This window comes from Aliidongia sp. (assembly GCF_035943795.1).
Classification (GTDB): Bacteria; Pseudomonadota; Alphaproteobacteria; order ATCC43930; family CGMCC-115725; genus Aliidongia.
In genome coordinates this window covers 1-13,756 of record NZ_DASZBY010000110.1, presented here as the reverse complement: position 1 = coordinate 13,756, position 13,756 = coordinate 1, and the positions used below count along the sequence as shown (strand labels likewise).

Below are 13,756 nucleotides of genomic sequence, written 5' to 3'. Positions count from 1 at the left end.
ATGGCCGCGGGCGCGTCCTATGGGCGACCGAGGCGGCCGCGGCGGAAATCCCTCAGAATTTCGCGCGCGGCATTGTGCCCTGGCGCGCCGCTGACGCCCCCGCCCGGATGGGTGCCGGACCCGCACTGGTAGAGGCCCGGGACAGGTGTGCGGTAGTCTCCGAACCCCAGGGTTGGTCGAGCCGCCCACAGCTGGTCGAGCACCAGCTGGCCGTGGAAGATGTCGCCGCCCAGCAGGCCGAACCGTCGTTCGAGATCGAGCGGGCTCAGAATCTGCCGGCCCAGCACCGAAACCCTGAAGCCGGGCGCATAGCGTTCGACCGTATCCAGCATCAGGTCGGCGACCGTCTCGCGCGCGTCGTCCCAGGAGCGGCCATCCGGCAATTCCGGCGCCACATGCTGGCAGAACAGGCTGGCGACGTGACGGCCCGGGGGCGCCAGGCTGTCGTCCAGGGTGCTGGGGATCAGCATCTCGACGATCGGCTCGCGCGACCAGCCAAATGCTCGCGCATCGGCATAGGCGCGATCCATGTAGCCGAGCGAGGGCGCCAGGATGATGCCGGCTGTCAGGTGGTCCATACCGTCGCGGTTGGGCGCTGCGGTAAATTCCGGCAGGCGATCCAACGCCACGTTCATCCGGAACGTGCCGGAGCGGCAGCGCCAGGCCTGCATGCGCGCGGCGAAGTCGGCCGGCACCACGGCCTGATCGATCAGATCGCGGAACAGCAGCTTGGGATTGAGGTTGGACACCACCGCCCGGGCACGCAGCACCCGCCCATCGGCCAGCACGACGCCGGCGGCCCGTCCGCGCTCGGTCAGCACCTCCGCGACCGCGGCACCGGTCTCGATCTCGCCGCCGCGCGCCGCGACAGCGCGGGCCATGGCTTGCGTGATCGCGCCCATGCCGCCCAGCGCGTGCCCCCAGCCGCCGCGCCGGCCGTTGACCTCGCCGACCACGTGGTGCAGCAGCACGTAGGCGGAGCCCGGCGAATAGGGGCTGCCGTAATTGCCGACGATGCTGTCGAAACCCAGCACGGCCTTGATCGGCTCGCTCTCGAACCAGCGGTCGAGCACGTCGCCGGCGCTGGAGCCGACCAGTTCGAGCAGATCGCGCTGCGACTCGCGATCGAGGCCATGAGCCAGGCCAGCCGCCTCGAGCGCCGGCAGCCAGCCGCCGAGACCGCGGCCAGGATTGGCCGGCGTCTTCAGCCACAGGCGACGGACAATTTCGGCGATCCGGTCCAGCCGCCGGCCGAACGCGCCGAGCCGGGCGGCATCGGCGGTGGAGAACCGGGCGACCTCCGCCCGAGTCGCCGCCGCATCCAGATGCATGCGGAGCACGCGTCCATCGGGCAGCGGCAGCAGGTTCTGCACCTTGCGGTCGACGATCCTGAGGCCGTGGGCCGACAGTTCCAGATCGGCGATGATCTTGGGCGAAAGCAGGCTGACCGTGTAGGACGCCACCGAATTGCGGAAACCCGGATGGAATTCCTCGGTGACGGCGGCACCGCCGACGACCGGCTGGCGCTCCAGGACCTTTACCGAAAGCCCACCGGCCGCCAGATAGGCCGCGGCGACCAGGCCGTTATGACCGCCGCCGATGATGATAACGTCCTGCTGCCGCATGGCGTGCCCTGCCCCGCTTCCGGGCGCCATAGAGCAGGCGTTCGGGGGCGGCCGTCAACGCGCGTGCGAGCGCTCGCCGATCCCGAGGATCAGCACGCTCTTGACGATGCCGGGACCGGCAGTGTCGGTGGTGATCTGCAGCAGCTTGTCCTTGATCTCGTCGCCCGAGACCGGCGGCGCGTCGGCTGGCCGTGATTCCCACATGTCGGCGAGCGACACCAGATAGGCATCCTGCAGTCGCCGCTTGAACGGATCGAGTGCCGCCTCGACCTTGCCTTTCTCGAGCTCCAGACTGATCAGCAGCTGAATTTCCTTCTGGATCTTGTTGTTGCTGCCGATGACCGAGAAGGCGATGCCCGGCATCTTGACGAACACCGGCGTGTCGGAGCTGGACGCGCCACCGCCCTCGGCGGCATGGGCGGGGGCGCCCGAAATCTCGCAAACGACGACCAGGATCAGGAGCAAGCAGCGAAGGAAGCGGCCCATCGGCATGAACTTTCCAGCAGGGAACGGGCTAGCCCGTCTCGATACCCCGGGAATGCTGACCAGATGGTTTAGAACGGGCGCTCGGCGGTTGCGACCGGCCGTCGCGGGTCAGGCCGGCACTGCCTGGCGCGCGATGGTCTGTCGCGCGATCTCGATCCATTCCGCCTGCTCGCGGCGGTAGCGCCGGGTGCCGCGCGCCGCCCGCTTGACGATCTCGTCGAGGATGCTGCGCGCATGCTCGATCCGCCCGCACTTGAGCAGCAGCAAGGCATGGCGGCAGCGGGCCTCCTCGCCCAGGAAATAGGCCGAAATCGCTTCGTACTCGACCAGGGCCTCGCCGTCGCGCCCGAGCGCTTCCAGGCTGCAGGCGTAGATCAGATGGCCTTCCGCCGACTGGAAATCGGCGTCCGCGTTCCTCAGCCGATCGAGCGCATGCAGCGCCGCCTCGGCATCGCCACACTGATGCTGCGCCCTGGCGAGGCCCAGCCACAGGGTCGGATCGTCGGCATGGGGACCGGTCAGCGCGCTCTCATAGAGGCCGACCGCTTCCTCGATCCGGCCGAGACCGAGATATTCCTCTGCCAGCAGACGCTTGTTCTCCGCCGTCTCGGCCATGTCGAGGTCTGCGGCGCGGCGGCGCGCGCCGCGGCCGGGGTCGAGGCGCTTCGCCGTGCCGGCGGCCAGGCGACGGGCTCCACGCCCGCCCAGCAGGTCGGGCAGCAGTTCGGCGATGAGATAGGCAGCGATGCCGGCCAACGACAGCAGGACCAGGACATAGATCCAGATCTGGTTGCGACCGGTCTTGACGACATGGATGACGCAAACGACCTGCAGGACGATGACGACAAGGTAAAGCGGCATGAAAGAGAGCCTGAGCGGATGACACTACCGTCATCTTCTCACAACCATCGGTTCAATTTCCATAGAGAATGTCGGGCCGCGCGAACGGAATCGCGCGGCCCGGACCCTCACTCCGCCGCGTCGTGTGCGACTTCGAGCGCGCCCTTGGGCTTATGGGACATCTCGGCCATCTTCTCTTCGACATGGCGCGAGAAGACGAATTCGGCCGGGCGCTGGTTGGCCAGCGAGATGTCCGGCGCCATCGCGCCGTCGGTCTTGACGCCCCGAATCGCCACAAGCGCGGCCTTCAGCGGGTGCTTGATCGTGTCGGTGACCGAGGTCGCCTCGTAGCCCGAATGGACCATGCAGTCGGCGCATTTTTCATAGTTGCCGGTGCCGTAGGCGTCCCAGTCGGTCGTCTCCATCAATTCCTTGTAGGTCTTGGTATAGCCCTCGCCCAGCAGGTAGCACGGGCGCTGCCAGCCGAACACGGTGCGCGCCGGATTGCCCCAGGGCGTGCAATGATAGGTCTGGTTGCCGGCCAGGAAATCCAGGAACAGGGGCGACAGATTGAAGCCCCATTTCTTGCCGCCTTCGCCACGCTTCAGGATGTCGCGGAACAGCTGCTTCGTCTTGGTGCGGTTGAGGAAATGGTCCTTGTCCGGCGCCCGCTCGTAGGCATAGCCCGGCGAGACCATGATGCCGTCGATCTTCATCGCCTCGACGTCGTCGAAGAAGGCCGCGACCTTTTCCGGATCGGCGCCGTCGAACAGGGTGGTGTTGATCGTGACGCGGAAGCCCTTGGCCTTCGCGGCTTTGATCGCCGCCACGGCCTTGACGTAGACGCCTTCCTGGCTGACCGCGTGGTCATGCTCTTCCAGGCCGCCGTCGAGATGGACCGACAGCGTCAGGTAGGGGCTGGGCGTGTACTGGTCGAGCTTCTTCTCGAGCAGCAGCGCGTTCGTGCAGAGGTAGATGAACTTCTTGCGGGCGATCAGGCCCTCGACGATCTTCGGCATGTCGCGATGCAGCAGCGGCTCGCCGCCGGCAATGGACACGACCGGCGCGCCGCACTCGTCGGCGGCACCCAGACACTCCTCGACCGACAGGCGCTGGTTCAGGATCGGATCGGGATAATCGATCTTGCCGCAGCCGTTGCAGGCGAGGTTGCAGCGAAACAGCGGCTCTAGCATGAGCACGAGCGGATACCGCTTGTTGCGCATCAGATGCTGCTTCACGACGTAGCTGCCAACCTTCACGGTCTGCAAGAGCGATATGCCCACCGGGGACCTCCTCGTTTCGGGCCCCGATGATATAAGATCATCCCGGGGCTGGACGGCATCACGAACGCGATGTCGTATTCGCGTTTTTGCACAGCGATATGGCTTCTGTCAATTGCGGCGGGCGCGCTGCAACGATATAGGAAGCGCATGGCCAGGGCGAAAGCAGATCAAGGTACCGCGGGAGAGGCCGGTGACGTGCGCATGGTCGGCGCGCGCCGCAGCCCCTCGCAGGAGCGCAGCCAGGAGACGGTACAGCGGATCTTCGCCGCCGCCTCGCGCCTGCTCGGCCGCGGCGTGCCGCTCGAGGACGTGACGACCGGCATGATCGCCGGCGAGGCCGAGGTCTCGGTCGGCGCGCTCTATCGCTTCTTTCCGGACAAGCAGGCCATCGTCGATGCCATCGCCGCTCGGCACCTCGAGGATTTCCAGGGCCTGTTGATCCAGGGCCTGATGTTCAGCCCGCCGGAAGACGGCCCCGGCCTGCTCGGCGCGGTCATCGATGCCTTCGTGACCTTCCTCGACGAACGGCCTGACTTCAAGACGATCGCCTATGGCGGCCGCTACGTGAGCTCCGCCGCCCGCGAAGGTCATTCCGCGCCCGAAGGCGGCCTTGCCGGCATGGTGAAGGGCTTCATGGTCGACGGGCTCGGCATCGAGTCGACGCCGGAGCTGGACCTGCGCCTGCGCATCGTGACCGAAGCCGGCGACCGCCTGCTGGCCTACGCGCTCGACCAGCCGACCGTCGAGGAACGCGACCGGGTCGTGGGCGAGATGAAGAAGCTGCTGGGCAGCTATTTCTTCGCGGAGAGTGAAGAGGGTTAGGCGGGCGCGCCCTTGCGAGGACGGCCGCCGAGCTTCACACCCATTCAAAAGTGCCGCCAGCCGACACCGTTGAGCGTGACCTCTCGGCCTGCGCCGTCTAGCACCCGCACGCCCTGCCCGGCCTCGATCCGGCCGATCACGGTGACCGGCACACTCGCCGCAGCGGCCGCGGCCATGATGGCGCCCTGTCGCTCCGGCGGGGCGGTGAACAGCAGTTCGTAATCGTCGCCGCCGGTCAGCACCGTCTCCAGGCGATCGGGCAGCCGTGCGGCAGCGGCCGACAGCGGCACCTTGGCCGCCTCGATCACACCGGCAACACCGGAGACGTCGCAGATATGGCCGAGATCGCCCACGAGCCCATCCGACACGTCCATCATCGCGCAGGCCAGCCCCGAGAGCCGTGGTCCCAGGTCGGCGCGGGGCCGCGGCAGGCGGTAGCGGTCGGCGAGGAACGCCACATCCGCCGGGTCCAGCACCCCGTCGAGCTTGCCCTGCGCGGCGTCGAGCCCGAGCGCGCCGTCGCCGATCGTGCCGGACACGAACACGAGGTCGCCCGGACGGGCGCCACCGCGCCGGACTTCGGCACCGACTGCGACACGGCCGAGCGCGGTCAGGGTCAGGCTGACCGGCCCCGGGGTCGAGACCGAGTCGCCGCCCAAAAGCGTGATGCCGAACTCCGCCTGGTCCTGCGCCAGCCCCGCGGCGAACCCCGCGAGCCAATCGTCGCCCCGGCTTTTGGGCAAGGCCGTCGTCAGGAAATAACCCACCGGCCGGGCCGCCATGGCGGCGAGGTCGGACAGATTGACCCGGACCAGCTTGCGCGCCACCAGGTCCGGCGGATCGCCGACCAGGAAATGCACGCCCTCGACCATCGCGTCCACGGTCACGACCAGCCGCTCGCCGGCGGGACAATCGACCAGCGCCGCGTCGTCGGTCAGGCCCAGGGCGCCGGGGGCACCGGCAGCCAGGGGCGCGAAGAACCGGGCGATCCGGCCGAACTCGCCCAGCGACGCGGGCTTGGCGGCCGGATCGGTCATGATCGGCGGTTCAGTTCCACTCGGTCGGGCGCAATTGTCGGCCCAGCTTGTCGAGCACGCCATTGATCAGGCCTGGTTCCTTGCCGGCGAAAAAGGCGTGGGCGATGTCGACATATTCGGTGATGACCACCTTGACCGGCACGTCGATGCGGTGGGCCAGTTCGAAGGTCGCGACGCGCAGGATCGCGCGCAGGATCATCTCCAGCCGCTCGAGCGGCCAGTCGGCGGCCAGCGCCGGACCGACCAGGCCGTCGAGCTCGGCCTGGCGCTCGACCGTGCCCTGGACCAGTTCCTCGAACAGGGTGGCATCGGCCGGCAGGAACGTGTCCCCGTCGATTTCCTGGCCCAGGCGATGCTTGACGTATTCGACCACGACGACATTGGGCGTCACGCCGGTCATCTCGACCTGGTAGAGCGCCTGCACGGCGCCGAGCCGCGAGGCGCTGCGCTTGTTCCCGGACTTGGCCGGGCGCGGCTTTTTCGCCTCTTCCATCATGCGGTCGCCTGGAAGCGGGCCTTGACCCCGACCATGGCCAGGCAGGCTTCGGCGACCTCGCGCCCCTTGTTCTTGTCGGTCCGGCGCGCCCGCGCCCAGGCCTGGTCGTCGTTCTCGGCGGTGAAGATGCCATACCCGATGGCGAGCCCGTCGCGCACCGCCAGATCCTGCAGCGCCTTGGTCGCGGCCTCGCTGACCAGGTCGAAATGGGTCGTCTCGCCGCGGATCACGAATCCCAGCGCGCAGAATCCGTCATACGGGCAGTCGACATCATCGTCGCGGAACAGGCCGGCGGCATGGGCGATGGCCGCCGGGACCTCGAAGGCGCCGGGGACGGCGAGGGTCTCGTAAGTGGCACCCGCGGCGTCCAGCGCCTCGACCACGCCAGCGCGCAGCTCGGCGGCGAGCTCGGCATAATAGGGCGCCTCGACGATCAGGATATGGGGCTGGCTCATGAGTTTACTTTCGGCAACGGAATCGGTTTCTGGTCGGCGATGGTCAGGCCGTAGCCCTCCAATCCCACCACGGTCTTCTTGGTATTGGTCAGCAGCACCATCCGGGAGACGCCGAGATCGAGCAGGATCTGGGCGCCGATGCCATAGTCGCGCAGTTCCGACGACGGTTCGCCGCGACCGAGCCGCGCCTTGACCTGATCGGACAGCGCCGTCGGGCTCGGCTCGCGGATCAGCACGATGACACCGCGGCCGGCCTCGTCGATCATCCGCATGGCACCTGCGAGCTCTCCGCCACGGCCGGACAGGCCGCAGCCGAGCACATCGTCGAGAATGTTGAGCGCATGCATGCGCACCAGCACCGGCTCACCCGAGGCGACGTCGCCCTTCACCAGGGCCAGATGCTCCGAATAGTTCAATTGATTGACGTAGACGAGCGCCTTGAAATGGCCGCCGGACTGGCTGTCGATGACGCTCTCGAGCGAGCGCTCGATCGTGCGCTCGTGGCGGCGGCGATAGGCGATCAGGTCGGCGATCGTCCCGATCTTCATGCCATGCTGCTGGGCGAAGGCGATGAGGTCGGCCCGGCGCGCCATGGTGCCGTCGTCGTTCATGATCTCGCAGATCACGCCCGAGGCGTTCAGGCCGGCGAGCCGCGCGATATCGACCGCCGCCTCGGTATGGCCGGTTCGGACCAGCACGCCGCCGTCGCGCGCCATCAGCGGAAATACATGGCCCGGCGTCACCAGGTCGGACGGGCTCTTGGTCGGGTCGATCGCGACCGCGATCGTGCGCGCCCGGTCCGACGCCGAAATGCCGGTCGTGACACCGTCCTTGGCCTCGATCGACACGGTGAAGGCGGTCTGCAGGCGCGAGCTGTTGTGCTGCGGCATCAGCGGCAGCTTCAGGTCCTCGACCCGCTGGCGCGGCAATGCCAGGCAGATCAGGCCGCGACCGTACCTGGCCATGAAGTTGATGACTTCGGGCGTCGCCATCTGGGCCGGAATGACCAGGTCGCCCTCGTTCTCGCGATCCTCGTCGTCGACCAGGATGAACATGCGCCCGTTGCGCGCATCCTCGATGATGTCGGCGATCGGCGAGACGATCTCGGTGAAGCTCATGGCAGATCCTTGCCCAGCAGGCGCGCCACGTAGCGGGCCAGCATGTCGACCTCGAGATTGACCTCCTGGCCGACCGACGCCTCGCCGAACGTGGTCCATTGCTGGGTATGGGGAATGACGTTGACGCCGAACCTGGTGCCGTCGACCTCGTTCACCGTCAGCGACACACCGTCGATCGCGACCGAACCCTTGCGCGCGATCAGGCGTTCCAGCGCCGGCGGCACCTCGATGGCGAAGCGCACGGACTCGTTCTCCGCCCGGCGCTCGACGATCCGCCCGATGCCGTCGACATGGCCCGAGACGATGTGCCCGCCCAGTTCGTCGCCGACCTTGAGCGCGCTTTCGAGGTTGATGCGCGTGCCGACCTGCCAATGCTTGACCGTGGTCAGACCCAGCGTCTCGGCCGAGACCTGGACGTCGAACCAGCCGGGACCGGTCTCGATCACGGTCAGGCAGACGCCGGAATGGGAAATGGATGCGCCCAGCGCGATGCGCCCGGTGTCGTAGCGCGTTTCGATCCGATAGCGCGGGTCGCCGTCCGGCTGGATCGCCAGGACACGGCCGACGTCGGTGATGATGCCAGTGAACATGATGGCCCAGAACCTAGGCGTTGAGGGCGAAGGTTTCCAGCAGATCTTGGCCCAAGCGCATGACGGACAAGCGGGTGCCCAATGCCTGTTCGGCAAGGCGGTCGACGCCGAACGGCTTCACCGCGTCCAAGCCGTCGCCGCCGATCAGCCCGGCGGAGCGGAACCAGGCGAGCCGATCGACCAGCCCGGCGCGCAGCAGCGAGGCCGCGAGGGTAGCCCCGCCCTCGACCAGGATTCGGGTCAGGCCGTGCCTGGCGAGCGCCTGCAATGCCCTGTGGAGATCGACGTTGCCCTCCCCATCCGCCGGGACCTCCAGCACGGTGACGCCGCAATCGCGGAACGCGCCGGCACGCAGCGGATCGCCACCGGCGAGCGTCACGATCAGGGTCGGCACGCGGGTGGCGGCGGCCACGAGCTTGGCGGTCAGCGGCGTGCGCAGGCGGCCGTCGACGACGATCCGCAGCGGCGGCGGGTCGGCCAGGCCGGGCAAGCGCACGGTCAGTTCCGGATCGTCCGCCAGCACCGTGCCGCTGCCGACCATGACGGCGTCATGCTGGCGGCGCAGCATGTGGCCCAGATTGCGCGCGGCCTCGCCGGTGATCCATTGGCTTTCGCCGGTATGGGTCGCGATCTTGCCGTCGAGCGAGCTCGCGAGTTTCAAGGTGACCAGCGGTCGGCCGAACTCGATGCGCTTCAGGAAGCCGGCGTTGAGCTGGCGCGCCTCGTCGGCGCACAGGCCGACCTCGACCCCGATGCCGGCGGCGCGGAGCCGCGCCAGCCCGCGCCCGGCAACGCGCGGATCCGGATCCTCGATCGCCACCACGACGCGGGACACGCCGGCGGCGATCAGCGCGTCGGCACAGGGCGGGGTCGAGCCGTGATGGGCGCAGGGCTCCAGCGTCACATAGGCGACGGCGCCCGCGGCGGCCGCACCGGACCGGCGCAACGCCTCGGTCTCGGCATGGGGGCGCCCGCCCGGCTGGGTCCAGCCACGCCCGACCACGATGCCGTCGCGCACCAGGACACAGCCGACCGCCGGGTTGGGCGCGACGCGGCCCAACCCGCGCCGGGCAAGCGCCAGGGCGGACCGCATATGGCCGACGTCATCCATCCCCGAAGCCTACTCGCGGTCTTCCGCCGGGAAGCGGCCGACGAACTCGCCGAAATCCTTCGCCTCGCGGAAATCGCGATAGACGCTGGCGAAGCGGATGTAGGCGACCTGGTCGAGATTGGCCAGCGCCTCCATGATCAGCGAGCCGATCGTCTCGGTCGGCACGTCGGACTCGCCCGAGCTTTCGAGCTGGCGGACGATCGAATTGATGACCCGCTCGACCCGCTCGCCCTCGACCGGCCGCTTGCGCAGCGAAATATAGATCGAGCGCGCGAGCTTGTCCCGGTCGAACGGCTCGCGCTGACCGGTCTTCTTGACCACGGTCAGTTCGCGCAGCTGCACGCGTTCGAAGGTCGTGAAGCGCGCGGCGCAATTGGTGCAGAAACGTCGGCGACGGATCGCGGAGCGATCGTCGGTCGGCCTCGAATCCTTAACCTGGGTATCGTCGAAGCCGCAGAATGGACAGCGCATCCGGTCCTACCCCTTCCGGTCCGTCGCCACCGGCGGACCTCGATGCAAAAAGGCCGTCCATCCTTGGTCTGGAGGGACGGCCTGACGTTCAGTCGAGCGCGGAATAGATCGGGAAGCGTTTGCACAAAGCCTCGACCTGTTCGCGCGCCTTGCGCTCGGCCACTTCATTGTCGGTGCTGTTGCTGGCGGCCAGACCATCGAGCACGTCGCCGATCAGCTCGCCGATCTGCTGCCACTCTGCCGGGCCGAACCCGCGCGTCGTGCCGGCGGGCGTGCCGAGGCGCACACCCGAGGTCACCATCGGCTTTTCCGGATCGAACGGGATGCCGTTCTTGTTGCAGGTGATGAAAGCCCGCTCGAGGCTCTTCTCGGCATCGCGGCCGGTCAGACGCTTCGGCCGCAGGTCGACCAGCATCAGATGGGTGTCCGTGCCGCCCGAAACGATGGCGAGCCCGCGGCCGACCAGGGTTTCGGCCAGGATCTTGGCATTGGTCACGACCGCCTGGGCATAGGCCTTGAAGTCGGGACGCAGCGCCTCGCCGAACGCCACCGCCTTGGCAGCGATGACATGCATCAGCGGACCGCCCTGCAGACCCGGGAACACGGCGGAATTGATCTTCTTGCCCAGGTCCTCGTCGTTCGACAGCACCATGCCGCCGCGCGGGCCGCGCAGCGTCTTGTGGGTCGTCGTCGTGACGACATGGGCGTGCGGCAGCGGGCTCGGATGGGCGCCGCCGGCGACCAATCCTGCGAAATGCGCCATGTCGACCATGAAATAGGCCCCGACCTCGTCGGCGATGGCACGGAAGCGGGCGAAATCGATGATGCGCGGATAGGCCGAGCCGCCCGCGATGATCAGGCGCGGCTTGTGCTCGAGCGCCAGCCGGCGCACCTCGTCATAGTCGATGAGATGGCTGTCCGGCGTGACGCCATAGGGCACCGCCTTGAACCACTTGCCCGACTGGTTGACCGGAGCGCCGTGGGTCAGGTGGCCACCGGCGGCCAACGACATGCCGAGAATGGTATCGCCCGGCTGCAGCAGCGCCATGAATACCGCCTGGTTCGCCTGCGCGCCCGAATGGGGCTGCACGTTGGCGAACTTGCAGTCGAACAGGCGCTTGGCCCGATCGATCGCCAGCGCTTCGGCCACATCGACATATTCGCAGCCGCCGTAGTAGCGCTTGCCTGGATAGCCCTCGGCATATTTGTTGGTTAGGACCGAGCCCTGGGCCTCAAGCACCGCGCGCGAGACGATATTCTCGGACGCGATCAGTTCGATTTCATGCCGCTGACGGCCCAGTTCGTCGACGATAGTGCCATACAATTCCGGATCAGCCTCGGCCAGGCCGGCGGTGAAGAAAGCATCCGGGTGTCCACCGGCGGCGAGCTTGTGCAGGGTCATCGATCGAGCCTTCGCTTGAAATCGCCCCGAACCTCATTCGGTCGGGATCGAGGCGTTTGGGGGCGGTTTCGGGTCAGCCGAACAGCCGCCCCGGCTCCTCGACTGACAGGACGGTTGGATACCACATGTTGAAGAATGAGGGTAGTGCGCCCCAAGAAGCAGGGATGCGCTTGCAGCACATGTCGATTTTTCCGGTCATCGCGCAGTGGCCGGCCCTCGACAACCTACGCACGACCATCAATCGCTTGAAACGAGTGAATCGTATCTTGGAAAACCATCTATAGCAGATGTCGGCATTTGGACTTGGCGCAAATCTCGTCGTTCAGTTCGTCGGTTCGATTGCATCGCCAAATCAAGATGCTCTAATCTTCATCGAAGCATCCGTTGACAGCAAGAAATCGCTCTGCAACTATGCTTTAATATAAGAAATTTTTTTGGGAAGCTTACGCTAGATGGAGAAGCCGATGGAAAAGGCCACGGAAGATGGGCTGATGCGGATGACTGCAGACGTGGTTGCCGCTTACGTTAGCAACAATAGTTTGCCGACGATTCAGCTACCCGAAGTGATCAATGCCGTCTACCACTCGCTCCGCGGGCTGGACGGCGCCCCTCCGGAACTAAAGACCGAGCCCGCAAAGCCAGCCGTGCCGGTCAAGAAATCCATTACACCGGATTACCTGATCTGTCTTGAAGACGGCAAGAAATTGAAGATGCTGAAGCGGCATCTGCGCTCGACTTATAACATGACGCCGGACGACTATCGTTCGAAGTGGGGCTTGCCGCCGGATTATCCGATGGTGGCACCGAACTACGCGGCCCAGCGATCGGCCTTCGCCAAGGAAATCGGCCTCGGCCGCGGCGCCGGTCGGACCTCCGGGCGTCGGCCGGCGAAGAAATAGCCGTCGCGCACCAAAGAAAACAGGCCCGGCGGATCGCTCCACCGGGCCTTTTCTTTGCGCCTGGCTCTCCGAAAGGCTTTCCGGCGGCGAACCGCCGGAAAGCCTGGTCCGGAACTAGCCGTTCAGCTCGCCGTACTTGCCGTCGTGCCACTGCCAGACGACGAAGCCGCCCTGGGTGATGTCGCCCTTCGCGTCATACTTGATCGGGCCGATCACCGTGTCGAAGGTCTGGCTGTGCAGTTCCTTGACCAGGTCCGGCAACTTGACCGACTTCGCCTTCTCGGCCGCCGCCGCGAACACCTGGATCGCGGCATAGGTGTAGAGCGTGTAGCCTTCCGGCTCGTAGCCCGTCTTCTTGAACTCGTCGACGATCGCCTTGGCGCTCGCCTTCTTCTGCGGATCGGGCGCGAAGGTGAACAAGGTGCCTTCGCCCGACGGGCCGGTGATGCCCCAGAACTCGGTCGTCGGCAGGGCGTCGCCCGAGATCAGCGTGGCCTTCAGGCCCTGCTCGCGTGCCTGACGGACCAGCAGGCCCGCCTCGGTCTGGTAGCCACCGAAGTAGATCGCCTCGACGTTCGCCTGCTTCATCTTGGAGATGAGCGCAGTGAAGTCCTTGTCGCCCGCCGTGATCGACTCGTGGATCGCTTCCTTCAGGCCGCCGGCATTGGCCGTCTTCGTGGTCTCGTCGGCCAAGCCCTTACCATAGGCCGACTTGTCGTCGAGGATGGCGATCGGCTTGCCCTTGTAATGGTCGACCAGATACTTGCCCGCAACCACGCCCTGCTGGTCGTCGCGACCGCAGGTCCGGTAGACGTTGTCCCACTTCTTCTTGGCGGCGTCTTCGGTCAGCGCCGGGTTGGTCGAAGCCGGCGTGATCTGCAGAATGCCCGCCTCGTTGTACACGGCCGAAGCCGGGATCGACGAGCCGGAGCAGAAATGGCCGGCCACGAAGATCACGCCCTTGGACGCCATCTGGTTGGCGACGGCAACCGCCTGCTTCGGATCGCACGCGTCGTCGCCGACCGTCAGCACCAGCTTCTGGCCCAGCACGCCGCCCTTGGCGTTGATGTCGGCGACCGCTTGCTCGGCGCCCTTCTTCAGCTGCTCGCCGAAGGCTGCGT

15 protein-coding genes are annotated in these 13,756 nt (G+C 66.8%); 2 read left to right on the top strand and 13 right to left on the bottom strand.

The genetic code is table 11. The features are described from left to right. Nucleotides 1-17 precede the first annotated feature (17 nt). The 4 genes from VGV37_RS21475 to hpnH form a co-directional block, all read right to left on the bottom strand. Nucleotides 18-1,625 (bottom strand): NAD(P)/FAD-dependent oxidoreductase, encoded by a 1,608-nt coding sequence (locus VGV37_RS21475; protein ID WP_326881808.1) that lies wholly within the window; start codon nt 1,623-1,625, stop codon nt 18-20. A gap of 54 nt (nt 1,626-1,679) precedes the next feature. Further along, entirely contained in the window at nt 1,680-2,111 is a 432-nt protein-coding gene (locus VGV37_RS21470) for a hypothetical protein (protein ID WP_326881807.1), read from the bottom strand. Nucleotides 2,112-2,219: 108 nt separating this feature from the next. Beyond that, on the bottom strand, nt 2,220-2,972 hold the full coding sequence (locus VGV37_RS21465) for a tetratricopeptide repeat protein (RefSeq protein WP_326881806.1): 753 nt from the start codon (nt 2,970-2,972) through the stop codon (nt 2,220-2,222). A gap of 107 nt (nt 2,973-3,079) precedes the next feature. Continuing rightward, nucleotides 3,080-4,234 carry an adenosyl-hopene transferase HpnH gene (gene hpnH, locus VGV37_RS21460; RefSeq protein WP_326881805.1) on the bottom strand — a complete coding sequence of 385 codons (1,155 nt, stop codon included), beginning with the start codon at nt 4,232-4,234 and terminating at the stop codon, nt 3,080-3,082. Nucleotides 4,235-4,435: 201 nt separating this feature from the next. Here hpnH and VGV37_RS21455 point away from each other — a divergent pair, with 201 nt between their 5' ends. Next, entirely contained in the window at nt 4,436-5,056 is a 621-nt protein-coding gene (locus VGV37_RS21455; protein ID WP_326881827.1) for a TetR/AcrR family transcriptional regulator, read from the top strand. 44 nt (nt 5,057-5,100) lie between these two features. On the opposite strand, the gene thiL is transcribed toward VGV37_RS21455, so the two are convergent. The 8 genes from thiL to glyA all read right to left on the bottom strand — a co-directional run bounded on the left by thiL (nt 5,101) and on the right by glyA (nt 11,736). Continuing rightward, on the bottom strand, nt 5,101-6,093 hold the full coding sequence (thiL, locus tag VGV37_RS21450; RefSeq protein WP_326881804.1) for a thiamine-phosphate kinase: 993 nt from the start codon (nt 6,091-6,093) through the stop codon (nt 5,101-5,103). A gap of 10 nt (nt 6,094-6,103) precedes the next feature. Further along, nucleotides 6,104-6,589: a transcription antitermination factor NusB gene (nusB, locus tag VGV37_RS21445; RefSeq protein WP_326881803.1), complete on the bottom strand. Its 486-nt coding sequence runs from the start codon at nt 6,587-6,589 to the stop codon at nt 6,104-6,106. Next, the gene (gene ribH / locus VGV37_RS21440) at nt 6,586-7,044 is read right to left on the bottom strand and encodes a 6,7-dimethyl-8-ribityllumazine synthase (protein WP_326881802.1); all 459 of its coding nucleotides are present in this window, start codon (nt 7,042-7,044) and stop codon (nt 6,586-6,588) included. Before ribH ends, nusB begins: the two co-directional genes overlap by 4 nt. Next, nucleotides 7,041-8,162, bottom strand: a complete 1,122-nt coding sequence (gene ribB, locus VGV37_RS21435) for a 3,4-dihydroxy-2-butanone-4-phosphate synthase (RefSeq protein ID WP_326881801.1) — start codon at nt 8,160-8,162, stop codon at nt 7,041-7,043. Before ribB ends, ribH begins: the two co-directional genes overlap by 4 nt. Continuing rightward, the gene (locus VGV37_RS21430; protein ID WP_326881800.1) at nt 8,159-8,752 is read right to left on the bottom strand and encodes a riboflavin synthase; all 594 of its coding nucleotides are present in this window, start codon (nt 8,750-8,752) and stop codon (nt 8,159-8,161) included. Before VGV37_RS21430 ends, ribB begins: the two co-directional genes overlap by 4 nt. 13 nt (nt 8,753-8,765) lie before the next feature. Then, nucleotides 8,766-9,845, bottom strand: a complete 1,080-nt coding sequence (gene ribD, locus VGV37_RS21425) for a bifunctional diaminohydroxyphosphoribosylaminopyrimidine deaminase/5-amino-6-(5-phosphoribosylamino)uracil reductase RibD (protein WP_326881799.1) — start codon at nt 9,843-9,845, stop codon at nt 8,766-8,768. A 27-nt stretch (nt 9,846-9,872) separates the two neighbouring features. After that, nucleotides 9,873-10,334: a transcriptional regulator NrdR gene (gene nrdR, locus VGV37_RS21420; RefSeq protein WP_326881798.1), complete on the bottom strand. Its 462-nt coding sequence runs from the start codon at nt 10,332-10,334 to the stop codon at nt 9,873-9,875. An 88-nt stretch (nt 10,335-10,422) separates the two neighbouring features. Beyond that, complete coding sequence (glyA, locus tag VGV37_RS21415; RefSeq protein ID WP_326881797.1) at nt 10,423-11,736, bottom strand: serine hydroxymethyltransferase; 1,314 nt, start codon at nt 11,734-11,736, stop codon at nt 10,423-10,425. A 452-nt stretch (nt 11,737-12,188) separates the two neighbouring features. On the opposite strand from glyA, the gene VGV37_RS21410 reads away from it, so the two are divergent. Next, complete coding sequence (locus VGV37_RS21410; RefSeq protein WP_326881796.1) at nt 12,189-12,635, top strand: MucR family transcriptional regulator; 447 nt, start codon at nt 12,189-12,191, stop codon at nt 12,633-12,635. Between the two features lie 114 nt (nt 12,636-12,749). Here VGV37_RS21410 and VGV37_RS21405 read toward each other — a convergent pair. After that, nucleotides 12,750-13,756: branched-chain amino acid ABC transporter substrate-binding protein (locus tag VGV37_RS21405; protein ID WP_326881795.1), on the bottom strand; the 1,007-nt coding region annotated here is incomplete at its 5' end.

Excerpts from the sequence above, each read along its gene's own strand:
- VGV37_RS21475 (WP_326881808.1), bottom strand. The coding sequence starts at position 1,625 with ATGCGGCAGCAGGACGTTATCATCATCGGCGGCGGTCATAACGGCCTG.
- VGV37_RS21470 (WP_326881807.1), bottom strand. The coding sequence starts at position 2,111 with ATGGGCCGCTTCCTTCGCTGCTTGCTCCTGATCCTGGTCGTCGTTTGC.
- VGV37_RS21465 (WP_326881806.1), bottom strand. The coding sequence starts at position 2,972 with ATGCCGCTTTACCTTGTCGTCATCGTCCTGCAGGTCGTTTGCGTCATC.
- VGV37_RS21455 (WP_326881827.1), top strand. The coding sequence starts at position 4,436 with ATGGTCGGCGCGCGCCGCAGCCCCTCGCAGGAGCGCAGCCAGGAGACG.
- thiL (WP_326881804.1), bottom strand. The coding sequence starts at position 6,093 with ATGACCGATCCGGCCGCCAAGCCCGCGTCGCTGGGCGAGTTCGGCCGG.
- nusB (WP_326881803.1), bottom strand. The coding sequence starts at position 6,589 with ATGATGGAAGAGGCGAAAAAGCCGCGCCCGGCCAAGTCCGGGAACAAG.
- ribH (WP_326881802.1), bottom strand. The coding sequence starts at position 7,044 with ATGAGCCAGCCCCATATCCTGATCGTCGAGGCGCCCTATTATGCCGAG.
- ribB (WP_326881801.1), bottom strand. The coding sequence starts at position 8,162 with ATGAGCTTCACCGAGATCGTCTCGCCGATCGCCGACATCATCGAGGAT.
- VGV37_RS21430 (WP_326881800.1), bottom strand. The coding sequence starts at position 8,752 with ATGTTCACTGGCATCATCACCGACGTCGGCCGTGTCCTGGCGATCCAG.
- ribD (WP_326881799.1), bottom strand. The coding sequence starts at position 9,845 with ATGCGGTCCGCCCTGGCGCTTGCCCGGCGCGGGTTGGGCCGCGTCGCG.
- nrdR (WP_326881798.1), bottom strand. The coding sequence starts at position 10,334 with ATGCGCTGTCCATTCTGCGGCTTCGACGATACCCAGGTTAAGGATTCG.
- glyA (WP_326881797.1), bottom strand. The coding sequence starts at position 11,736 with ATGACCCTGCACAAGCTCGCCGCCGGTGGACACCCGGATGCTTTCTTC.
- VGV37_RS21410 (WP_326881796.1), top strand. The coding sequence starts at position 12,189 with ATGGAGAAGCCGATGGAAAAGGCCACGGAAGATGGGCTGATGCGGATG.